The sequence below is a fragment of the Blautia acetigignens genome, assembly GCF_025566865.1.
GTDB lineage: Bacteria > Bacillota > Clostridia > Lachnospirales > Lachnospiraceae > Blautia_A > Blautia_A acetigignens.
This window is the reverse complement of sequence record NZ_JAOQJM010000001.1, coordinates 601,974-625,992: the sequence shown is the minus strand read 5'-3', so window position 1 is coordinate 625,992 and position 24,019 is coordinate 601,974. Positions and strand designations below refer to the sequence as shown.

At 44.5% G+C, this 24,019-nt stretch carries 18 protein-coding genes; 12 read left to right on the top strand and 6 right to left on the bottom strand.

What is annotated here, in order from left to right; translation table 11 throughout:
* Positions 1-386: 386 nt before the first annotated feature.
* From OCV70_RS02820 to OCV70_RS02785, 8 genes are all read left to right on the top strand, one after another.
* Positions 387-1,292: a hypothetical protein gene (locus OCV70_RS02820; protein ID WP_173765619.1), complete on the top strand. Its 906-nt coding sequence runs from the start codon at positions 387-389 to the stop codon at positions 1,290-1,292.
* A gap of 12 nt (positions 1,293-1,304) precedes the next feature.
* On the top strand, positions 1,305-1,481 hold the full coding sequence (locus tag OCV70_RS02815) for a hypothetical protein (RefSeq protein WP_173765621.1): 177 nt from the start codon (positions 1,305-1,307) through the stop codon (positions 1,479-1,481).
* Positions 1,482-1,583: 102 nt separating this feature from the next.
* Positions 1,584-2,018: an RrF2 family transcriptional regulator gene (locus OCV70_RS02810; RefSeq protein ID WP_021926532.1), complete on the top strand. Its 435-nt coding sequence runs from the start codon at positions 1,584-1,586 to the stop codon at positions 2,016-2,018.
* Between the two features lie 370 nt (positions 2,019-2,388).
* The gene (locus tag OCV70_RS02805; RefSeq protein WP_021926533.1) at positions 2,389-4,038 is read left to right on the top strand and encodes a peptide ABC transporter substrate-binding protein; all 1,650 of its coding nucleotides are present in this window, start codon (positions 2,389-2,391) and stop codon (positions 4,036-4,038) included.
* 145 nt (positions 4,039-4,183) lie between these two features.
* Positions 4,184-5,119 carry an ABC transporter permease gene (locus tag OCV70_RS02800; RefSeq protein ID WP_021926534.1) on the top strand — a complete coding sequence of 312 codons (936 nt, stop codon included), beginning with the start codon at positions 4,184-4,186 and terminating at the stop codon, positions 5,117-5,119.
* A 4-nt stretch (positions 5,120-5,123) separates the two neighbouring features.
* Positions 5,124-6,185, top strand: coding sequence for an ABC transporter permease (locus OCV70_RS02795; protein WP_021926535.1), 1,062 nt, complete (start codon positions 5,124-5,126; stop codon positions 6,183-6,185).
* Between the two features lie 11 nt (positions 6,186-6,196).
* Positions 6,197-7,285, top strand: coding sequence for an ABC transporter ATP-binding protein (locus tag OCV70_RS02790; RefSeq protein WP_021926536.1), 1,089 nt, complete (start codon positions 6,197-6,199; stop codon positions 7,283-7,285).
* Complete coding sequence (locus OCV70_RS02785; protein WP_021926537.1) at positions 7,269-8,222, top strand: ABC transporter ATP-binding protein; 954 nt, start codon at positions 7,269-7,271, stop codon at positions 8,220-8,222. Before OCV70_RS02790 ends, OCV70_RS02785 begins: the two co-directional genes overlap by 17 nt.
* A gap of 313 nt (positions 8,223-8,535) precedes the next feature.
* On the opposite strand, the gene OCV70_RS02780 is transcribed toward OCV70_RS02785, so the two are convergent.
* Entirely contained in the window at positions 8,536-11,514 is a 2,979-nt protein-coding gene (locus OCV70_RS02780) for a sensor histidine kinase (protein ID WP_173765623.1), read from the bottom strand.
* 199 nt (positions 11,515-11,713) lie between these two features.
* Positions 11,714-12,409 (bottom strand): response regulator transcription factor, encoded by a 696-nt coding sequence (locus tag OCV70_RS02775; RefSeq protein ID WP_021926539.1) that lies wholly within the window; start codon positions 12,407-12,409, stop codon positions 11,714-11,716.
* Positions 12,410-12,687: 278 nt separating this feature from the next.
* On the opposite strand from OCV70_RS02775, the gene OCV70_RS02770 reads away from it, so the two are divergent.
* The 3 genes from OCV70_RS02770 (at position 12,688) to OCV70_RS02760 (ending at position 15,495) form a co-directional block, all read left to right on the top strand.
* The gene (locus OCV70_RS02770) at positions 12,688-13,269 is read left to right on the top strand and encodes a TetR/AcrR family transcriptional regulator (protein ID WP_173765625.1); all 582 of its coding nucleotides are present in this window, start codon (positions 12,688-12,690) and stop codon (positions 13,267-13,269) included.
* A gap of 150 nt (positions 13,270-13,419) precedes the next feature.
* Positions 13,420-14,007 (top strand): HdeD family acid-resistance protein, encoded by a 588-nt coding sequence (locus tag OCV70_RS02765; protein ID WP_173765627.1) that lies wholly within the window; start codon positions 13,420-13,422, stop codon positions 14,005-14,007.
* Positions 14,008-14,121: 114 nt separating this feature from the next.
* On the top strand, positions 14,122-15,495 hold the full coding sequence (locus OCV70_RS02760; RefSeq protein ID WP_173765629.1) for a radical SAM/SPASM domain-containing protein: 1,374 nt from the start codon (positions 14,122-14,124) through the stop codon (positions 15,493-15,495).
* Between the two features lie 187 nt (positions 15,496-15,682).
* Here OCV70_RS02760 and OCV70_RS02755 read toward each other — a convergent pair whose 3' ends face one another.
* The 4 genes from OCV70_RS02755 to OCV70_RS02740 all read right to left on the bottom strand — a co-directional run bounded on the left by OCV70_RS02755 (position 15,683) and on the right by OCV70_RS02740 (position 22,137).
* Positions 15,683-15,874: a hypothetical protein gene (locus OCV70_RS02755; RefSeq protein WP_021926543.1), complete on the bottom strand. Its 192-nt coding sequence runs from the start codon at positions 15,872-15,874 to the stop codon at positions 15,683-15,685.
* A gap of 142 nt (positions 15,875-16,016) precedes the next feature.
* Positions 16,017-16,880, bottom strand: a complete 864-nt coding sequence (locus OCV70_RS02750) for a class I SAM-dependent methyltransferase (RefSeq protein ID WP_173765631.1) — start codon at positions 16,878-16,880, stop codon at positions 16,017-16,019.
* A gap of 286 nt (positions 16,881-17,166) precedes the next feature.
* On the bottom strand, positions 17,167-20,793 hold the full coding sequence (locus OCV70_RS02745) for an alpha-L-rhamnosidase (protein ID WP_173765633.1): 3,627 nt from the start codon (positions 20,791-20,793) through the stop codon (positions 17,167-17,169).
* A gap of 96 nt (positions 20,794-20,889) precedes the next feature.
* Positions 20,890-22,137, bottom strand: a complete 1,248-nt coding sequence (locus OCV70_RS02740; protein WP_173765635.1) for an ABC transporter substrate-binding protein — start codon at positions 22,135-22,137, stop codon at positions 20,890-20,892.
* A gap of 120 nt (positions 22,138-22,257) precedes the next feature.
* Here OCV70_RS02740 and OCV70_RS02735 point away from each other — a divergent pair, with 120 nt between their 5' ends.
* The gene (locus OCV70_RS02735; protein ID WP_173765637.1) at positions 22,258-24,018 is read left to right on the top strand and encodes a cache domain-containing sensor histidine kinase; all 1,761 of its coding nucleotides are present in this window, start codon (positions 22,258-22,260) and stop codon (positions 24,016-24,018) included.
* Position 24,019 lies beyond the last annotated feature (1 nt).

Below are 24,019 nucleotides of genomic sequence, written 5' to 3'. Positions count from 1 at the left end.
TGCTACTAATCGGGTGAGGGCTTGACCTGAGTGCTAAGCACGAAGGTCGTTCCATCGAACGAAGTGAGATGGAACTTCCGATTTATTCGCAAGGTTGAGAAATGATTCAAAAGATTCCAAAGAGGATGTAACATGTATGTAGTTTTGAAGGTACAGTAAATGAAACGGTAGCCGATTGGTTATCGTTTTTTATTGTCCAAATTCTTAAAAATCAAATCATCCTTTCTATATCAATTATGCCGCATATTTTGCAGAATTCCTTTTTTCAAACACGGTCCAGAGAAAAATAAAGGTTACAATTAATAATGCCCAATTTAATATAGTAGAAAAAAGAAGTTCTTATAATTCCCATTACAGACTTATTTTCATAAGAAAGGAGTATTTCCATGAAGAAACTCCCAGCCCCAATTTTTATAGCAATAGCAGGCATTTTAACATTGACAGCCGCTCAGCCAGTACTGGCTGAAGATACGGAAGTCTTGTCTGTGCAGACCGAAAATGCAGCAGACCAGAATCAGGAAAATGATCTTTCAAATGCAGACGTCATTTCCTGTGGAGCCCCCAACTGGCGCAATGGCATTATTGAAGATCAGACCTTCCAGACCCAGCTTTCCGAATACACTGGAGATGTATGGTTTGCATCCTATGCTCCGGCTGACGGAGAAAAAGATGTAATTTTCAAAATCATCCAGAATGAAGAACCTGTGGAAACCTTGGACAGTTTGGTGACGCCTCCAGTGCTCAGCTATGGCTTTACCAAGTTAGATGCCATCAGCTTTGTAGACTACAATGAGGATGGAAACACGGATATCCTGGCAATTAAGACATTTGGTGACATTGCAGTTCCTGTAGTTTACGAAGGAACCCCAGGCAGTGAGAAGAATTTCACGTTAAAAACCGGTCTGTCTGTACGGGCGGCAGCTGGTGCGCAGAGTATGACTATTGCAGGCGTACTGGATTATCTGAAAACAGTAGCAAAGGAACAGTGGACTGCAGTAGATACACTTCCAGAGGGAACTCCCTCAAATTTTGTTTTCGCCAGCGGTGTAGGTGCATGGAGCACAATGCTGAATCTGAATCAGGACGGAAGCTTCAGCGGTTCTTTCTCAGACAGCGATGTGACAGCAGGCGAAGGCTACAGCTACACCATGTACTGCAGTGATTTTACCGGGAAGTTTACAGAGATAAAGAAACTTAACGACCACGTATACTCCATGCAGCTGACAGATCTTCAGCTGGAACAGGAATCTGGAACCCAGGAAATTATAGATGACTGTCTGAAAGTTTATTAAGAACCATACGGTTTGGTCCCTGGATCCGAATTTTATCTGTATGTCCCGGAAGTCCAGTCCTCAGAACTTCCTCTGCAGGTTCCAGAAGGTTGGAGCGGTGTAGAATACAGCAGCAATGATCCAGATCTTCTTACCAGCTATATCCTGTACAACATTGAAGGGGATGCCCCATTTGGCGGATACGAATAAAAGGTAATTTCCTATTGAAATAATAGGAATTAAAAGGTATAATCTTCTGTAGATGGATTCTGCCGCTGGCACAGGCAGGATCACAGAGCAGGAGGAATTGAAATGAGAATATCCACAAAGGGTAGATATGCAATAAAGTTAATGCTTGACCTGGCTACCAATGATAATGGGGAACCGATCAGGCTGAAGGATGTAGCGCGCAGACAGGAGATTTCCGAGAAATATCTGGAGCAGATCATTTCCGTATTAAATAAGGCTGGCTATGTGAAAAGTGTCCGCGGCCCTCAGGGCGGCTATTCCCTGCAGCGCAGACCGGAGGAGTACACCGTAGGAATGATCCTTCGCCTTACCGAAGGGTGCCTCTCTCCTGTAGACTGCGTAGCCCCAGACGGAGCCGGCTGCGAGAAAGGCGACGCCTGCGTAACACGTATTCTCTGGAAGAAGATTGACGACGCCATCAACGAAGTAGTAGACAATATTACATTAGGAGACCTCCTTGACTGGCAAGCCGCCAGCGCAGACGACTACGTAATCTAATAAACTAAAACTTAGTTTCAGCGAAGCAACACATTAATTTCCACAAAGCAGCATATTTTCAACAACCAGATTTCCCCCATTGTTTGTCCCGGCACACATGGGGGAAATCGTCTGTTTTGATTAACTAAACCCCTCATTTTCAAATAATCAACTCCCCCAACAAAACTCCCCTCCAGTCCGTCATCACGGACACAATCCCCCAAAAGTCCGCCTCACAAACACACATGCCCACATTGTACAGAAAAAAGTTCACAATTTAGACAAAAAGTTCTTTACTTTACAGCGGTGATGTGCTATTATACGAAAAGCAGATATAAGACGTATAATTAAACAATCTTATATCTATTTTCGAGAAGAGGAGGAAATGATTATGAAAAAGTCAAAAGCAGTAATTTCCCTTTTGACAGCTTCCGCAATGACAGTAGGTCTCATGAGCACTGGCACCGTAGCTTTTGCAGCAGAAGAAAGCACATCTGACCTGAATGTTATGCTGGAAACTCCGGTACAGTCCCTTGACCCACAGCAGGCTACTGATGGAACATCCTTTGAGGTAATCGCAGACTATACCGATGGTCTTATGCAGATGGACTCAGACGGACAGGCAGTTCCGGCCATTGCAGAGAGCTATGATTTATCAGATGATGGACTTACCTATACTTTCCATCTTCGTGACGACGCACAGTGGAGCAACGGTGATCCTGTAACCGCATCCGATTTCGTATTCGGATGGCAGAGAGCAGTAGACCCGGATGTAGCTTCCGAGTATGCTTACATGTTAAGCGACATTGGCCAGGTTGAGAATGCAGCAGAGATCATCGCTGGTGAGAAAGACAAATCTGAGCTTGGTGTTACAGCAGTTGACGACAAGACACTGGAAGTTAAGCTGAACGTTCCGGTATCCTATTTCCTGTCACTGATGTATTTCCCAACATTCTATCCTGTAAACGAAGCATTCTTTGAATCCTGCGCAGATACTTTTGGTACAAGCCCGGAGACAACACTTTCCAACGGTGCATTCGTACTTGATACCTATGAGCCAGCTGCAACAGAGATTCACCTCACAAAGAACGCTGACTACTATGATGCAGACAACATTTCCCTTCCGGGACTTAACTATCAGGTAATTCAGGATTCCCAGCAGGCTCTTATGAGCTATCAGACAGGCGACCTTGATCTTACACTTGTAAACGGTGAGCAGGTTGACCAGGTTGAAGATGATCCTGAGTTCATGACAATCGGTGCTGGATATCTTTGGTATGTAAGCCCTAACATCTCAGCTGTTCCAGAGCTTGCGAACTTAAATATCCGTCTTGCTATGACAATGGCAATCGATCGTGAATCCATCACAACAGACGTTCTGAAAGATGGTTCCCTTCCGACTTACACAGCAGTACCTATGCAGTTTGCTGCAGGTCCAGACGGATCTGACTTCTCTGAAGATCAGGAGAAATTCTCCGATGTTTGCACATATGACGCAGAGAAAGCTGCTGATTACTGGGCAAAAGGTCTTGAGGAACTTGGCGAGACAGAGGTTGAGCTTGATATGATCGTTGACGCTGATGATGCACCTCAAAAGGTTGCACAGGTTCTGAAAGAGCAGTGGGAGACAGCTCTTCCAGGATTAACTGTAAACCTTACAGTAGAGCCTAAGAAACAGCGTGTTGAGGATATGCAGAACGGAACCTACGAAGTAGCGCTTACCCGTTGGGGACCAGACTATGCAGACCCAATGACTTACCTTGGAATGTGGATTACAGACAACTCCAACAACTATGGTCTGTGGAGCAGCGAAGAGTATGACTCCATCATCGCAGAGTGCACAACTGGTGACCTTTGCACAGACGCTGAAGGACGTTGGGCTAGAATGTATGACGCAGAGAAACTTGTTATGGATGACGCTGTAATCTTCCCGCTTTACACACAGGCAAACGCAGAGATGATGTCCAGCTCAGTAACTGGCGTAGACTTCCATCCATGCGCACTGAACCGTGTATACAAAAATGCAGTAAAATCTGAATAAGTAATCAATTGAATAACTTCAGCCGCACTAGGGTTTTACCCGGTGCGGCTTTTGAAGTAATAATGCCGTTGCCATCCGCAGAACAAATAAGAACCAACCTGTTTATTCTGTGGATTGCAACGAATGAACCCAAGGAGGAACTGTCGTGAAAAAATATACGCTCAAACGAGTTTTAACTTCCTTCTTTACACTGCTGGTAATCCTGCTGGTGCTGTTTATCCTGATGCAGCTCATGCCAGGTTCCCCGTTCAATGATGAGAAGTTAAATGACGACCAGCGTGCCGCGCTGTACGTAAAATACGGTCTGGATCAACCCGTAGTTGTCCAGTTTGCAAATTATGCCAAGAATATGTTAAAGGGTGACCTTGGCGTCAGCTACAACATTTCCAAGAACACCCCGATTTCCCAGATGATCCAGACAAGACTTCCTATTTCTATTGGAATCGGAGGACTTGCTGTAACCATTGGAGCCATTGTGGGCCTGCTATTGGGACTATTGGCGGCCTTGAAGCATAATACCATATGGGATTCCCTGGCCACCATCATATCGGTTATCGGTGTGTCGGTGCCGTCCTACGTATTTGCCCTTGGTCTTAGCTACAGCCTTGGTTTCCGTCTCCAGTGGTTCCCAATGCTGTATAAGGCAAACAATGCGGGCATGTCCAGCGTGCTGCCAAGTATCGCGCTATCCATGTTTACTATGGCATCCATTGCACGTTTTACCCGAAGCGAAATGCTGGAGGTTCTGGGCAGTGACTACATGCTTCTGGCAGAGAGTAAAGGTATTTCCGGATCCGCACTGATTTTCCGTCATGCACTTCGAAATGCCCTGATCCCGATTATTACCGTTCTTGCTCCATTGATCGTAGACCTGATGACTGGTTCTCTGGTAGTAGAAAAAATCTTCGCAATCCCTGGAGTAGGAAGCCTTCTGGTAAATGCCATCCAGTCCAATGACTACAACGTGGTCATTGCCTTAAGCTTTATTTATTCCGCAATGTATATTGTAATTATGCTGGTTGTAGATATTCTCTACGGTGTGATCGACCCGAGAATCCGACTTGCAAAGAAAGGAGACTGACATCATGGAAAAAAGCACCGCAGCAGAAAATGTTCAGGCAGCATACGTTCCTGTAGAATCTGATTTCCGCCTGAAAAACAATGCAGAAGAGATCGGCATTGATTCCAACTTTGCGGCACAGAGCTTCTGGAAAGATGTCCTGCTCCGCTTCGTAAGAAAAACAAGCGCCATTGTTGGTCTGATTCTGATCATCCTCATTACCATCATGGCAGCCATTGGTCCGGGTATGAACGGCTATACATATTCCGGCCAGAACTTAAATGAAAAGAACTGTGCACCCCGTGTAAAAGCTCTTGAGAAATTTGGTATTTTCGATGGAAACGAAAATTTCAATACCTCAAAAGGAACCAAAACCATTAACAATTACGAAGAAAAAGGCCTTACCGATGTTTATTACTGGTTCGGAAGCGACAACTTAGGCCGTGACATCTGGACAAGAACCTGGTCTGGAGCCCGTGTTTCCCTGATCATTGCAATCGCAGCAGCCATCATCGATATGCTCATTGGTATGAGTTATGGTCTGATCTCCGGCTATTTTGGCGGAAGAGTGGATATGGTCATGCAGCGTATCCTGGAGGTTGCCAACGGTATTCCGAGACTTGTTATCGTAACCCTGATGCTTCTGGTATTTAAACCTGGTATCTTGACCATCGTCATTGCCCTGATGCTCACGGAGTGGATCGGCATGAGCCGTATTGCCCGTGCAGAGATGCTGAAATTAAAAGAGCAGGAGTTCGTACTTGCATCCAGAACACTTGGTGCAGGCAGCTTCTTCATTATTTTCAAAGAAGTACTTCCGAACATTATCGGACCGATCATCACACAGGTAATGTTCTCCATTCCTACCGCGATTTTCACAGAGGCATTCTTAAGCTTCGTAGGACTTGGAATTCCGGTACCGCAGTGTTCCCTGGGATCTTTGATCTCCGACGGATTTAACTTCTTTACCACTCATCCCTATCAGATCATCCCGCCGATCATTGTTATGGCACTTCTGATGCTCAGCTTCAACCTTGTAGCTGACGGCCTTCGTGAGGCACTTGATCCGAAATTAAAAGAAATGTGAGGTGATTTTCAATGTCAGATGAAAGAATTCTTAATATCAAAGACCTGGATATCACCTTTTCCACAACAGCAGGAACGGTACACGCTATCCGAGGCATCAACATTGACCTTTACAAAGGCGAGACAGTTGCCATCGTAGGTGAGTCCGGTTCCGGTAAATCCGTTACCATGAAAGCTGCAATGGGAATCCTTGCATCCAATGCAAAGGTAGAAAAAGGAACCATCGAGTTCAGCTATCATCATGCAGACGGAACTCCTGAAACAGTAGATATCCTGACAAAAGACAAAAAATGGATCCGCAGACATATTAACGGCAAGCGAATTGCCATGGTATTCCAGGATCCTATGACCAGCCTTGATCCGACTATGACCATCGGAAAACAGATTATGGAAGGTATGCGCTGGCATTTCAAAACCCCGAAGAAGGAAGCATGGGACCGTGCAGTAGAGCTTCTGAGAGAGGTTGGAATCGAAGAGCCTGAGAAGCGTATGAAGAATTATCCCCATCAGCTTTCCGGCGGTATGAGACAGCGTGTGGTAATTGCCATTGCCCTGTCCTGCAACCCGGATCTTCTGATCTGCGACGAGCCGACTACCGCTCTTGACGTTACCATCCAGGCGAAGATCATTGAGCTGATCAAGAAGGTTCAGAAGGAACGTGGAATTTCCGTAATCTATATTACACATGACCTTGGAGTTGTTGCCAAGGTTGCAGATTTCATCAACGTTATGTACGCAGGAAAAATCGTGGAAAGAGGAACTACCAACGAGATCTTTTACGATCCGCGCCATCCATATACCTGGGGACTTCTTTCCTCCATGCCGGACCTGGATACGGACGATGAGAGACTGTACACCATTCCGGGATCCCCGCCAAACCTGCTTCATGAAAAGCCTGGCGATGCTTTTGCACCCCGTAACCGCTACGCCCTGGAGATCGATGACAAGTTAGAGCCGCCGATGTTTCAGATCACAAAGGATCATTTCGCAGCAACCTGGCTTCTTGATCCAAGAGCTCCGAAGGTGGAAATGCCAGTGGAGTTAAAGAATCGAATCGAAAGAATGAAGAAGGAGGCCGAGGAACATGGCTGTAAATTATAATGCTGAGCCGATCCTTACTGTGGATGGATTAAAACAGTACTTTAAGGTGAGCAGCAGCTTTACCGTACATGCAGTAGAAGACGTTTCCTTCAAAATTTATCCTGGGGAAACCTATGGACTGGTTGGAGAGTCCGGTTCCGGAAAGTCCACCATCGGAAGAAGTGTCATCCGCCTTTATGACCCCACCGCAGGAACCATTAAGTTCAACGGTATGGATATCGGCGGCAAGATGAACAAGGAAACCAATAAGGCATTAAGAACACAGATGCAGATGATTTTCCAGGACCCTATGGCATCTCTGAATCCCCGAAAAAAAGTTCGGGATATTCTGGGTGAGGGTCTTGATATCCATCATATGTACAAGAGCAAAGAGGAGAGAGAGGAGAAGATCAAAGCCATTCTGGCAAAGGTTGGTCTTGCTCCGGAGCATGCGGCAAGATACCCGCATCAGTTTTCCGGCGGACAGAGACAGCGTGTCGGCATTGCCCGTGCGCTGATCATGAACCCGAAGCTGATTATTGCGGATGAGTGTATTTCTGCGCTGGATGTTTCTATTCAGGCGCAGGTGGTAAACCTGATGAAGGATATTCAGCAGGAGACAGGTACTGCGTATCTGTTTATTGCTCATGACCTTTCTATGGTAAAATATATTTCAGACCGTATCGGAGTTCTTCATCTGGGACATTTGCTTGAGACAGGTACTACGGAGGAGATTTTCGAGAATCCAATGCATCCGTATACCAGAAGCCTTCTTTCCGCAATCCCGTCCCCGAACCCGGCTGTGGAGAAGAACCGTGTTGCGGAGACTTATGATTATAAGACTTCAGGAATCAATTATGGGGAAGGTACTTATCACCATATTGGCGGAACACATTATGTGAAATGTACGGACGCGGAGTTTGAGAAATTTAAGAACATGCCGAGACTGGAGTATTGAGATTATCGCTAGCCGGACGCGCTTTCACAATGTATATTCACCGCAGGTCGTCGCAACACTCCAACGAGCTAACTGCCAACTACGACTAAATATCTCAGGAGAGCCTTCGATGTTAAGTCTTCGTAGGCAGTGGATCTCGTTTCCGTTAAAAGCGCTCCTGAAATGACCTGCTACATGAATATACATTGCAAAACCGCTGGTTATCGACAAGAGGAATAAAAAATCTCCTGCACATCTTATTATTAGAATGTGCGGGAGACTTTTTTAATATTTAAGATGTTATCTTATTTCCGGCTCTGATTGCTTTAAGATGTTATCTTACTTCCGGTTCTGGCTGCTCGGGCAGGGAGGGAGTGGGTTGACTGGGGGTCTGGGCCTGGAAGGTGATGGTTACTTTGAAAAGGTCGCCGTCCAGGTAGAGCTGGAATTTGCCGCCCTGGAGTTCCGTAAGGCTTTTGGCAATGCTAAGGCCAAGGCCGCTGCCTTCCGTGTTTCGGGCTACGTCGCCGCGGACGAAGCGCTCGGTTAATTCCTCTGCTGCGAAGTTAAGAGGCTGGGCGGAAATATTTTTCAGGGAAAAGATCACCTGGTTTCTGGCGTTTTGCACTTCGGCGTAAACTCTGGTCTTTTCCATTGCGTACTTGGTTACGTTGCCAAAAATGTTTTCCAGCACACGCCACATTCTCTGTCCGTCTGCGCAGATCACAGAGGGCTCGTCCGGGAAGTGTACCATCATGGTGAGATGATGTTCCTCGAACCGTTCCTCAAATTCTCCGATCACCTGATGAAGCATTTCTACGAAATCCAGGTTGGTCATGTTCAGAGTTAGGTTTCCGGTGCTTGCTTTGGAAGCTTCTACTACATCCTCGGTCAGTACTTTCAGGCGCGCTGCTTTTGCTTCCAGAATATCCAGATATTCCAGTACTTTAGGGTCTGTGAAATTCTCACGTTTGAGAAGATCAATGTAGCTGATAATAGAGGTCAGCGGGGTTTTCAGGTCATGGGAAACGTTGGTGATCAGTTCGGTTTTCATACGCTCATTTTTTACACTGTTTTCTACTGCTGCGTCAAGTCCGCTTCCGATGTTGTTGATGTATTCGGCAATGCGTTTGTTATTACCGGACAGTTTGTCCAGAGGAATCTTGTACTGGAGATTTCCGCCGGAGATTTCCTTCAGACCTTTCAGAATCTGTTCCTGGTGATAAGCCTTTGTTATGCCCAATCCCAGAATCAGGAGATCCACCAGGAAACTGAAGCCAAAGAACAAAAGACCGCTGTCAAGAAATACTGCGCAGATGAAGTATTTCAGGAAAACAAAGACCAGGAATGCGAAGGTTACCTTTAATCTGGCTGCTGTATTTCTGGCGTAGAAATCAGCCAGAACGCGGATTTTGTGAGCGGCTTTTTTGATGATTTTTACGATCAGGAGAAGAAGCCGTCTCAGGATGCTGTTTTTCCACAGCTGCTTTGCCTTGATTCTTCTTACCAGGCTAAGATAGCCGATCTGGAACCAGAATAAAGTGTAAAGTCCGAAAAGCATCAGTCTGAAAAGGAAGTATGCATCGATCAGAGAACTTTGCAGCCGTGCAATCTGGTAACTTGCAATTGGCAGATGGGTTAAGCCAAAGACAATAACCGGAAGCCAGGCAATTACTACAAGTCCGGCAGCAAGCTCGGTAGGCCAGCGGTCAAAGAAGCAAAGATGCAGTTCCTCGTCTGTACTTTTTCTGCCTGCAATTGCGGTAAGAAATACAAAGGAAGCCACAAACAGCAGGAAGCACAAAATTCCAATCCAAAATACAGGCCTTGTATATCTGGAATAAGAATCAAAAAATGATTTTCCAGAAGAAAAGACATCGGTGACAGGCAGCTTCTGGTTTACATAAGCTGCAAAAATATAGTTGCCAGTTTCTTCAAGGAGAGCGCTGTGCAGCGATTCCTTCCAGCTGTCTGCAGTAATGTCATTGCCAGGAAAGGTGTCACGGATATCAAGTCCCTTCAGATTGCTGGTGAATTCTTCGGGTTTAGACTGAATCAGTATATAGGAAACTTCTTCCCTGGAATCCAGAATCTCGTGCAGATTCTGGTAGTAATCAATTGCGGAGCTGATGCTTTTGGAAGCTGTGGAATTCTGGGATTCAGCAGAATTGATATTTTTTGAATCTGTGGATGCCTGGGTTCCAGAAGCTGTAATGGAAACTCCGCTGGATTTCCTGTAATCCAGTTCTTTCACCAGGTCGCTGTCATTGGAAAGTATTTTGCCTGTATCCTCATTGATATAGAGGTAGCTCATGTTGGACAGCCCCTGTGCGTAAGCGTCCAGTTCCTGTTTCATATCATTGTAAACACCAAGCTGGGAAAGAATGGTATAAAGATCTTCAAATGCTTCGTCAATACCGTTGTTCCATTTGGCATTGGAATTCAGTACATCCAAAAGGCTGTCAGCACCCTGTGGGGCAAAGTATTCTGTAAGATGGTAGTAGCCCTGATAAGAATAAATCTGATCGTAGAGGGTAGCGCCGTCTTTTGATTTCACCTGGATATTGGAGAAAAAGTCCGGATCCAGATCCCCAGAGCGGATGGCAGTCTTGATACTCTCGATAATGGATCTCTTGTAGTCACTGGTATCATCTTCTGCAAATTCATCTGGTTCATGGTAGGTAAACCATGTTTGATTCCCGGAATCATCAATATCCGCGTAGACAGAAAGTGCAAATTCCCCTGCGTTGATTTTTTTCAGGAAATCATCTGCGTAATAATATTCCATAGGAAGTGAGAAGGATTCCTCAGAAGCGGAAGCCTTGTGGCAGACTACAATTGGGGCTGCACTTTCAGAATCATAATCCGGAATCTGTGCCCATTCTTTTAAATCAGAAAGAGAGTAGGCAAGTCCGGATGTGTTGGTGAAGGAAAGTGATTCATCCGCTGCCACCTCGCTTAGATCTACAACGCGGCTGTCTGCAGAAACTGCCCCAGAAGTCACGGCAGCGTCTGTAGAATTATCACCTTGAGTTAAGGAAGTTGATGTTTGTTCATTAGTATCTTCCTCAAAGTCCCCATAAGCAAATGTCCCCGAAATTGCATGTGCTACATCCATGGAAGCGCCATAAAACTTATTAGCAAATGCCTGGGAATCTACATACTCCTTCCCCGAGTCCGAAACCCGAAGCCCCTGCATTTGCAGTGACACAAACATCACCCCGCAGAAAAGAACCGCCCCCAGCAGCAAATACTGCAAAACCAGCAAATTCCCCTTCATGGACACACTGCGGTACCATTTTTTCTTCTTCATATTCTATAACCCCTTTCTTAATAGCGTTTCCGCTATGTTATATCACTCTCATAATTAAATAGTTTTAGTCAATTCACAGCGTTTGGGCAGTTGGTATTCCTAAGCAGGTCATTCCAGGTGCGCATTTAGCAGTTAGTTCGCCGGAGCGTTGCACCGACCTGCGTGGAATACCAATTGTCCAAGCGCGTCCGGGAAACCACTAAATCTTTTCTACTTTATACCCAAGTCCCCAAACAACCTTCAAATACCGTGGGTCCTTCGGATTAATCTCAATTTTTTCCCGAATATGCCGGATATGCACCGCAATGGTATTATCCGCCGCAATCGCCTCCTCATTCCAGATATTTTCATAAATCTGATTAATAGAAAATACCCGTCCCTGATTCTTAATGAGAAGAAGCAGAATATTATACTCAATAGGCGTAAGCTTCACAACCTCGCCATCCACCTGCACTTCCTTCCGGTCATCATTCACCATAAGTCCGCCCGTTGTATAAACATGCTGACTCTCAATGGAAACAGCCGCCCCAAGCTTGGTATACCTGCGAAGCTGTGAACGTACCCTGGCAATCAGCTCAAGGGGACTAAACGGCTTGGTTACATAATCATCTGCGCCGACATTCAGTCCAAGAATTTTATCCGCATCTTCAGATTTCGCAGAAAGAATAATAATAGGAAGAGCATGCTCTTCACGGATTTTTAAGGTAGCCCGGATTCCATCAAGCCTTGGCATCATAACATCAATAATCAGCAGATCTACCTTTTCCTTTTCCAGAACGGAAAGTGCCTGCTGACCGTCATAAGCTTTCAGAAGCTGATGTCCCTCCTGTTCCAGATAGATGCTGATGGCCTCCACGATCTCTTTATCGTCATCACAAACAAGAATTGCTGCCACTTTCTTTTTCACCTCCCCTGTGATTTATAAGTTACCAGATAATTTTTAAGATGAAAGGGGTAAAATCTTAAGAATTTCTTATTAAAAGCCCCACATGGGAACATGTTTGAAAAAATGCTCCGGAATTGTGAGGCAGACCACTTTATGAGTGTAGTGGAAACCAGAAGCAAATGCAACACAATTTCTGAAAAATTTTAATAGCCGCCGCGCTTGCTTTTTTGAAAGGTTTGTGGCATAATCTGTGATAATAACTTAACGAATTAGCGACAGGTGAGAAAATGTCCAGTTTTACAAAAGAGGTTATTATCAAAACATTATTTGAACTGCTCAATGAGAAGCCGCTGGCGAAGATTACAGTTAAGGATATTGTAGAGCGCTGCGGGGTGAACCGTAATACATTTTATTACCATTTCCGGGATATTTCGGATGTGGTGGAATGTGCGCTTAAGCGGGAAGTGGATAAGGCATTTGAGCAGCCGGTAGAAATAGATTCTGTGCTGGAATGTCTGGAGGTGCTGGTGAACCTTATTGGGGAGAACCGGAAGGCTATGCTTCATATTTACGGTTCTTTGCAGAGAGAGAACTTTACCAATGCCCTGGATAAAATGTGCCAGTACATAGTCAGTCAGTACGCAGAGCATAACTTTGATCCGGAAATTCTGGAGAAAGAAGAAGTAAAGGTTCTCATGCATTTTTATAAATGTGTGATGACAGGGGTCATGCTGGACTGGATGGATCACAGGATGTCCTATGATCTTACGGAATATGCAGGGAAGATCCGGGCGCTGTACGGCAACACCTTCGAGAAAACCCTGGAGAAGGCAGCAGGAGCCAAGCCCGCCCAGCTGAAAATTATCTGACATACCTAATGAGTGAAATTTTCAATTAGACAAATCGGGAATTGTGTCTGAATTTCAGACACAGTTCTTTTTTTGTCCGTTTCTTTTGGGAAAAATTCTCATTATAATGAGGGGCATGAAAAGCAGAGGAAGACAGAAAGGAGGATCTGTATGAATTCTTCAGGTACTTTGAAAATAGCAAGGAATGGCTATATTGTAATGGCAGTTATTTTCTGCGCGCTTGGAATTTTTCTCATGGTGAACCCTACAAAAGCGATGAAAATAATCTGCGTGCTTGCAGGAATTTTATTTATTGCAGATGGGATCATTAAGATTATCGGCTATTTTTCCAGAGATTTCTACTGTCTGGCTTTTCAGTTTGATCTGGGATTTGGGATTCTGATGATTGCCATTGGAATTCTGATTCTGGTGAGAAGGGAATACATTATTCGCCTGATTTTTGTAATCTTCGGGTTAGTGATCCTGGCAGATGCGCTGCTTCGTATCCAGATGTCAGTAGAAGCGAAAAAATTCGGGCTGAAACTGTGGTGGGGAATTTTGATCATTGCCGTTGTGACTGGCGTGTTCGGAATGATTCTTCTCATTGATCCTGCAGGGGGCGCGAAGATGACGGTGATCTTTACCGGAATCGGTTTTCTGCTGGAAGGTATCCTGAAGCTGTGCGTAGCTGTCTATACGGTGAAAATCCGGGGAAACGGCGATGTAGTCTGCGAGGAAGAATACAAGGAAATTTCATGAAAGTAACCTGCGGCGAAAGAATCAGCCACGTTACATAGAATTTAAGGAAATAGGTTCCATGAAAAATACATGTTCATGGGATTTGTATCATAGCTTAAACAAAGGAGGAGCATTATGAAACTGATTGATAAGGCAAAACAGGCCGCTATGGAAGGTGCAGTAACAAAAGCATTAGAATATCTGGAAAAAGATCCGGAGACAAACATTCCGAAGCTGATGGAGCTGGTTGATAAATTCACCCCAAAGGATTGGTATAAGAGTCAAAGGGATGCAATTCGTAATGCGATTCAGGATACAGACAGCAACTGGTATAAGCTGATCATGAATCTGTATCAGCTTGATCCTGGGGTTCGTAAAACATTTTTTCAGAACTTTATTGTAAATGCCAGCTTAAAGGGAAGTGCAAGACAGGAAGAGGTTGCAGCCGAAAATAACTGTAATGTTCCGTGGGCAATTCTTTTGGATCCAACAAGTGCATGTAATCTTCACTGCACAGGATGCTGGGCAGCAGAGTATGGTCATAAGCTGAACCTGGATCTGGAGACAATTGATTCCATTATCCGCCAGGGGAAAGAGCTGGGTGTTTACATGTATATTTATACAGGTGGTGAACCAACTGTCCGCAAGAGGGATCTGATTAAGCTTTGCGAGATGCACCCGGACTGTGAGTTCCTTTCTTTCTCAAACGGAACACTTTTTGATGAGGAATTCTGTGATGAAATTTTAAGAGTGAAAAACTTTGTTCCGGCATTTAGTCTGGAGGGTTCAGAGGAAGCCAATGACGGACGCCGTGGAGAAGGTATCTACCAGAAGGTTATGCATGCGATGAAGCTGCTCAAGGACAGAGGTCTTCCATTTGGTGTTTCAACCTGCTATACAGGAATGAATGTAGACAGTGTAAGCAGTGAGGAATATTTCGATAAGCTGATTGACTGCGGCGCATTATTTGCATGGTTCTTCCACTATATGCCGGTTGGAAATGATGCTTCCCCGGAGCTTCTTCTTACACCAGAACAGCGTGAGAAAATGTATCGTGCAATCCGCCAGTACAGAAGCACAAAGGCTATTTTCACCCTGGATTTCCAGAACGATGCAGAGTTTGTTCATGGATGTATTGCAGGCGGAAGACATTACCTGCATATTAATGCAAATGGTGATGTGGAGCCTTGTGTATTTATTCATTATTCAAACTGCAATATCAAGGATACTTCCTTACTTGATGCATTGAAGAGTCCGATTTTCCAGGCATATCATGACAATCAGCCGTTCAATGAGAATATGCTGCGTCCATGTCCAATGCTGGAAAACCCGGAAATCCTCCGCAAGCTGGTAGAAGAGACTGGCGCGAAATCTACAGACCTGCAGTCACCGGAAAGTGCAGAGCACCTTTGCGGCAAGTGCGATAAGTACGCTGCCTGCTGGAAGGAAAAAGCCGACCAGCTGTGGGATGAGAGACAGAAGGAAAAGGCTGCCAAGGCAGGCTGTTAATCCAATTTTGTATAAGAAAAACTAAGAACTTAGCCAGATAACCCTGTAAAATAGTGTAGGGCTATCTGGAAAGGCCGAAAAAATAAGTCTGAGTACAGTTACCATATCCGAAATCTCGGAAAGCTGTATTCAGACTTATTTTAGTTTAGAGCCATCTAGGCATTCTTTAGAACCTCTCAGACATACTCTAGTAGTTGTATGCTCCCTCGTAAGCATTGCAGCGCTCTTTGCGCTTAGACTGCTTTTCACAGGTGCTGCACCTGTCACAGAATTCCTGTTCATAGCAGGTGGAACAGACGCAGCCCTTACATGCTTCACGGTCATAAGCAGAGGTGCAGGTGTAGGGAAGTTTGCTGTCTGTATTTGTCTTTTCGGACATAAAAATCACGCTCCTTTTTACTGTGATTATAATGCGAAAAATTATCACATTCAATGGAAAATATCTGAAAAAAGAGCGTGAGATTTTTGGTTAATTTTAATATGAAATTACGGAATAACAGCCATGAGCAGATTCAGGGATATCATTCATTGGCTTCCCAGCGTCCGGAAGCACCGCAGGGCAGAACCAGTCCGTTGGACTTCACCGGAAGACCAATTTCCTGGGAATCTACGTGTCCGTTATATTTCTTCATTTCAGTTGACAGCATATAAGTAAGGACAGCCGGAGCCAATCCGGTAGTATAGGAGTTGATCAGGAAAAACAGAGGATCATCGCTAAGAATCTTGGTGCAAAGCTTTACAAGAGGATGAATAGCATCTTCAATTTTCCAGATTTCGCCCTTAGGTCCTCTTCCATAAGACGGCGGATCCATAATGATCGCATCATAATGATTTCCACGGCGGATCTCACGCTCGACGAATTTCACGCAGTCATCCACCAGCCAGCGGATAGGAGCGTCAGCAAGACCGCTTGCCGCGGCATTTTCCTTAGCCCATGTGACCATACCCTTAGAAGCATCCACATGCGTGACAGAAGCTCCGGCAGCAGCTGCCGCAAGAGTGGCCCCACCTGTGTAGGCAAAAAGGTTCAGAACCTTAATGGGTCTTCCTGCTTTACGAATTTTGTCGCCGAACCAGTCCCAGTTTACGGCCTGTTCCGGGAAAAGTCCTGTGTGCTTGAAGCTAAAGGGTTTCAGATGGAAGGTCAGATCCTTGTAATGGAGATCCCACTGCTGGGGCAGATCAAAAAATTCCCACTCGCCGCCGCCCTTGGAGCTGCGGTGATAATGTGCATTCATCTTGCGCCATCCCGGCTCTGTCTTGGGGGTATCCCAGATTACCTGCGGGTCCGGACGCACAAGGAGATAGTTTCCCCATCGCTCCAGCTTCTCGCCGCAGGAAGTATCAATTACTTCATATTCTTTCCAGCCATTTGCAATCCACATAATTCTGTTTACCTCATTCTTTATTTATTGATTCATTAGATTGTTCTCTATTAATGATTCACAGATGCTTTGTGTTGTGAAGCATCTATAACATTTTTATGATAGCAGAAAACACGAATCACGTCAATTTTGTTAGACTTTTTTAGCAGAAAAAGAAATCAGGGAGAGAAAATAAAAAACTGTCGTGCATAATAAATATCCCGCAGAAGCCCATGATTTTTGTTCATGCTCTCTGCGGGATCATGTTATTTCAGGCTGTCAGCCTGTTAGTTGTTTCGTATAGCTGTTATGCACCAATTGTGAACGCATAGCTTCCGGACTCCAGTGTGTAAACTGCACAGATGGTTCCGTTGTGTTCTGTCATTTCTACGAATGCTGCACCTTCCGGAGCGGTTGTGGCCTTTGCCTGCTCTTCAGAGATTGGAAGATAAAGGGTAGCAGTTGTGTTTGCAGGAACAGTAGCTGTATAGGTTTCCATAGCACCGTCCTTTGCGGTCCATCCACTTTCGATGGTTCCATAGTTGGACTCATAAGATCCGTTTGCATATGTGAAGGTACCGCCAACTGTAGGCTGTAATACAAAGCTCTTATAACCAGCCTGTCCATCCTCTCTTGTAATACCAAGCTGATAGGACATCATCCACTCAGAGATTGCACCAAGAGAGAAGTGGTTGAAGGAGTTCATGGAGTTGTTTCCATTGAAGCCGCCCTCTACAGTGTAGGAATTCCAACGCTCCCAGATGGAGGTTGCACCCTGAGTTACCGGATACAGCCAGGATGCGTAATCTGTCTGCTCGAACAGCTTGTAAGCATCATCGACATAACCATATTTGGTCAGTACAGGAACAAGGTTCGGGGTTCCGGAGAATCCGGATGTAATAGTGTAGTTTGCTGCTTTTACAGTTTCTACATAGTTTTCAACTGCTTTTGCTTCGTTTTCTTCGTTGAATACACCATAACGCAGAGGGGTAGCATAAGCTGCTTCTGTGTCATAATATGTAATTTCCGGCTCATCAAGCTGGTTGCCGTCAGCGTCAGTAGTTGTCTTGGTATAAAGTCTGCAGGTATCTGCCTCTACGTAGCAAGCGTTCCACTCTTCTTTTGCAAGATTGTACTGAGCTGCATATTTGTCATGAAGCTCTGTGCTTCCAACAACCTCTGCCATGTCTCTTGCAAGACCGATCAGGTATACATAAACGGCGTTGTTGATAAGGCCTGCATCGGTGGAGTCAACAGACAGCCAGTCTGCAAGGATACCGGTTCTGCTGGTAAGGTGCGTAAACTCTTCGCTCATATCATAGCTGTCAAGGTAGTCAAGATAGTGATCGATAGCGTCTAAGTTATCTTCGATGATGATCGGGTTGCCGGTCTGCATGTACATGTTATAAGGAATCACGGTAAGGGCTGCATCCCAGGAAACACCGGAGAATCCGCGTCCGCCAAATTCATCTTCCTGAGGCTCAGCTGTAGGAGCATATACCGGAAGGGAACCATCCTTACGTTGAACTGCACGCAGAGATTTCAGCCAGTTTCTGTAGAAATTGTAAACATCTGTGTTGTAAGATGCTGCCATGGAGAATACCTGTGCATCACCAGTCCATCCAAGACGTTCATTTCTCTGTGGGCAGTCAGTTGGCAGGGAAAGGAAGTTGCTTGTCTGGGAGTTCTGTACGTTTTTAAACAGACGGTTTACATTCTCATTGGAGCTGTCGTAGGTAGCTGTCATGTTTACAGAAGAAATTACTTCTGTCTTAATGTTCTCAGCAGGAAGCTCCTTCTTCAATCCGCTGATCTCAATGTAGCGATAGCCATGGAAGGTGAAATGAGGCTCAAATTCCTGATCACCTTCATCGGCAATAAAGAAATCTGTACAAAGAGCCGCACGAAGGTTTTCTACCATCATGGTTCCTACAAGTCCGTCTTCCTGATACTCCGGAAGGTCCGGATAAAGGATTTCTGCATAACGAACAGTAACTGTGCTGCCTGGATCTACATAGTCAGCAGGGATGGTGATATGCGGAACACCGATTACATTCTCACCCATATCATAGATGTAAGATCCGGAGCCTTCCTTGGATTCTCCAAGGGCCTCTTTTACAGCCAGTTCTTTTACAACAGAGGCTTCTTCGTCGTAGCGGACTACGAAGCTAAAGTCATTCATTCTTGGCTCATGTACAACCGGTTTTTCCCAGTCCTCAGATTCTTTGTAGTCAGCAGTTGCCCAGCCTTCATATTTCTCAGCAGTTTGTTCATCATATCTTTCACCATTGTAATGGGATTCTGATTTCACAGGACCTTCTGTGGAAACAGTCCAGTTATCTTCGTTTGTTACGATGGTATCTGTAGTTCCATCTGTATAGGTGATATCCATACGGGCCATAACTGCCTGATATGGTCCATAGTAGTTGTAGTCACCGGTGGTATAGTTCAGCTCGCCGCTCCACCAGCCCTGACCCATCTGAACACCGATTGCGTTGTCGCCAGTCTGAAGCAGATTCGTTACATCATAAACCTGATATGGCATATAGGTAGAATATTCTTCATTTCCCGGATTAAAGAGACCATTGCCTACCTTGTCACCATTGATAAACATTTCATAAGTACCCTGTGCACTTACATACATTCGTGCACTTGCTACTTCTTTGTCATTGGTAGAGAACTGTGTTCTTACCATTGGGGATGCGCCATCAGAAGGATCTGCGTAAACCAGAGTACCGTTCTCGCCGCCTTCTACTGTAATTTTATCTTCAGAAGAGTCTACAGTTACACCGTCAAGATCTTCGAAAATGCTGTAGGTTGCACCTGTTGTCTTATCAAAAAGAACAACATTATCATCATTGTCGCCGAACATATCAATTGCAAGCCCATTGTAATAAGCTGTCTCGCCTGCGTTTACAGCGAAACCGATGGAATTCAGGTTCGGGAAGGTATTGGAGTTGTGATCACCGCCAAGAGGATTCAGCTGGCGTCCTGCATCTACATCCACATCGTTCATGGAAGCACTTACCTGGTTGCACTGGTTAGTCCACAGACGTAAGGAAATCGGATCGTTTAAAGATTTTCCTTCGAACACCTCTGCCGGGATATTCACAACAGCATCCGGTTCATCTGCTGCATTTTCTTCCTCCTGGCTGATAATGGAAGGCTTAAGTCCACCCCAGCTTTCTACCATGACAGGTTCGCCATTTTCATCCAGCTCGTTGACAGCAGCCGGCATACCAACTACATAAATGTTTAATTTTGGATTTTCCGGGTCTGAGATGTCAATCTCGTAGCGGAAATAATTCTCATTTTCCTTATTCCAGACGTTCATTGCCTTATTCTGAAGGCGGAAATCGTTTGCGCCTAAGATCACAGAGGCTTTTGTACTTCCTTCAGGAATGGTTACGTTTACGTGCATGTCAAAGAGATTTGCAGCAGCTGCATCCAGATTCTTTTTGGAAGAGCCGATCCATTTCGCATCACCCCAGGAATCATAGGTAGTATCAAGGAAAGAGGTTTCGAATGTATTTACATCAGATTCCCATGTGCTGCCGTCCTCATCCGTAACAGCAACCTTCCACTGGTATTCAGTTTTGGGCTGAAGTTCTTCTCCATTATATTTAATATTAGTGGATTCGCCGCTTTCTACCACACCGCTGTCCCACACAGTATTTCCGTCCATATCCATTACCGTGATCTGGTAAGCACTCTGGCTTGCGCCGGTTTTGCCGGATTCCATTTGCCAAGTGAAAACAGGTGTCAGGGTGTCTACACCAAGTGGATTGGTGAGGCCGTCTGTAGTCAGTGCTACAATGCTCTTGGAATCATCCTCTGCAGCTAATACTGGAAATGCAGAAACAAAGCTGCTTCCAACCATTGCTGCGGTCAGAGCAAATGTTACGCCTTTTTGAACAATATTCCTTTTTTTCATAAAGACCCTCCGTTTATTTGTTTGATGATTTTATTATAATAAACGAAGGGTCTCTTTTTGATTTTTATTTGGTATACAATTTTTAGGTTCTTATCTTTATCCATTTTCATAAGCTGTTTGCATCATGGAAGTGATATAGTTCACAGAAATTGCCGCTCCGCCAATTTTTCTGGAAACGCCGTCCTCCAAAGCCCATTCCACATCGCCCTTCCAGCCCTGATTACAGTTTATAGTGAAATGTCCTTTCTCTTTCAGGTCATGGAAAACCTTCCAGATTTCATCTTCACTGGAAAGCGTGTCATTTGTAGGCTCATAAAGCTTTTCGAAGATTTTTTTACATAATTCAATATGCTGACTTCCTGAATAAATGGCGGTTCCGCCGCCTTTGGAGACAACAGTGCAAAGGGGCTGATCCTGATCGTTGGCTGGAAGAGGAAAGGCTCCCAGGTTTTCTCCTAAGGCGTTTAATAAAGTAGAGTAATTAAAATTGCCGCTGAAAAGCATTGCAGCTTCTCCGGTACAAAAACGCCTAATTGCTTCCGCAGAACTCATTGTAAGGGAATGAGCCTCCACGTAATTATTTTTATAAAGAAGGAGATACTGGTCAATGACCTTATCCCAGGTGCCAGGGTCTGAAAAGGAAGCTGTTCCGTCAGCTAGCTGGGCATTAAAGTCCGGGCTTTTTGAATAGACCTGATTGGCAGCAATCTGGTAAAGCCCGAATTGGAGAGCATAGGAATCTTTATTTCCAGAAATAACAGGTGTAATTCCGGCATTTTTCAGCTTTTCACACATATTCAGAAATTCTGCCCAGTTTTGAGGAATGGAAAGCCCAAGCTTTTCAAAAATACTCTTATTATAATAAGTGCATAGAATCATGGAAAAACGATTAAGAGAGTAGGTATGTCCATTCCATGTAACAGATTCCGTATCAGCTTCGTCTGCATTCTGAATAACCGCCAGGTCATCCAATGGCTCCAGATATCCGGCAGGAGCTAGCTTCTGAACTGCATTGGGGCCTGCCCAGTTGGGCTGTATATTGAAGAAATCCGGACCTTCTCCCATACTTAGTCGTGTGTTTAAAATGCTGTAGTACTGCTCTTCCGGGTAAGCCTCCACAATAATCTCAATGTCTGGAAAATCATCCAGAAGCTGAGCCTCCAGAGACTGTTTTCTTACATCCGCATAGTTTCCGGTTCCGCTTTCCATAAAGGTGATTTTTGTTTTTTCTTTTGTAGTTTTATCAGAAGCAGCACTGGTGGTTTGCGCAGTATAAAACAGGGAAGCTGAAAGCAGGCTGCCCGAGAGAAGAACGCTGAGAATATAATTAGTGATTTTTTTCATATTGCATCCTTTCACTACCAAATTTGATGAAGACATGGTATGATGTTCCCATATCTTACAGTATAAATAGTGTCTGAAGATTTGTAAACTACAGCTTCGAAACGAAAAGAGGATTTCCATATGAAATTGAAATATCGCTTTTTTCTTATCTTTTCCGCACTGGCAGTGGTGCCGCTGTTTCTTTTTTCCTATATTGCATATAACCACTATATCAATTTATCCAATTCACAGATTACAGAGACATCTTCCAAAATTATGGAGCAGGCTGTGCAAGAGACGGATTCTGTTTTTGGCAGTATGCAGCATATTCTGGAACTGGTACAATATACTTCGCCCAATGAAGAAACTATTTTACAGGAGCTTGGGAAATTTGCAGATCCGAATTCTGAACACAGTGACCAGGATATTTATGAAGCCAACAAAAAAATGAAGTACATTTTTCAGAATTTTGTTTTTTCTACAGAAAATATCAATGGAATCTTTATCTTTACGCCATCGAAGGTAGTGTTGGGACAAGGCTATGGAAATGGTGTGGATGTAAGGAGTGATTATGATCCGGCGGGAGAAGACTGGTATGAAAAGACGCTGGAGCTGGAGGGTAAAATTTATGTAGACGGAGTGAAGGAACGGGATTATCTGCTGAATGACACTCCCTCCATTTCTTTTTCTATGTGCGTGTATGATGTGTATTCCAGAGATTTCCTGGGCGTTCTCTACATCAACTGTTCTCAGGAAATTTTTTCTCTGGATACGGTAAATGTACTGCCGGAAGCAACGGAATTCGTGATTAAACGAGAGAACGAAATTCTGTATAAAAGCAATCCTTTTGACTGGGAGAATTCATCTGAAACCAATAAGGAAAGTCACAAAATAGAATACAATCAGGAAATCGCAGGAGAGGGTGTGACTCTGACTGCAGTTTTTGATAAAGCAGGGCTGGCAGCTGATTTCAGGGTGACCTTGTCCTTAATGCTTTTTGCGCTGGTGGTATTTTTGATTTTGTTTATTGTGCTGGCTTATTTTCTTGCCAGATATCTCACAGAACCAATTACGGCACTGAGCCATATTATGGCCCATCCTAGGGAAAAGAACAGAGCTGTGGAGTCTCCTTATATGAATCGTACAGATGAGATCGGAACCTTGTACAATCAATATCAGACCATGCTGGAGGAAAACAATCGCTACATTAAATCCGAGTACGAAAACAAAATGATCCTGATGGACACCCAGATGAAAGCACTGGAATCTCAGATCAATGCCCACTTCCTTTATAATACTCTGGAAGCAATCAACAGTCTGGCAGAGATTGAAGAAGCAGAAGATATTTCCGTTATGGCACTGGCTCTTGGAGATATGTTCCGTTATAGTATCAAAACAAAAGGGGCGCTGGTGACATTGGAGAAAGAATTGGCTCATGTGAAGAACTTTGTTGCCATTCAGCAGATCCGCTTTGACAATGGATTTCGCTTTGAGATGGATGTACCGGAAGAATTGTACTCTTGCCGTATTCTGAAGCTGATTCTTCAGCCTCTGGTGGAGAATGCCCTGTATCATGGTCTGCTTCATTGTAATGCAGGAAGTTCTATTTATTTATCTGCTAGGAAGGAAAACAAAATTATATATTTTACAGTGAAAGATGATGGTGTAGGAATGGCGTCAGAGACTCTGGAACAGCTTCAGAAGCTTCTGGAAGAGAAGCCGAAATTCGGGGAACTAAGCCAGCATGCCAATGAAAGCATTGGCCTTAAGAACATCAATGCCCGTATCAGGCTATATTATGGAGAAGACTATGGTCTTTCTGTTAAGAGTGAGCAGAGATGTGGCACAACTGTACAGATTAAGATTCCGGATCTAGCAGAAGAAACAAAAGAGGAAGCGTAAA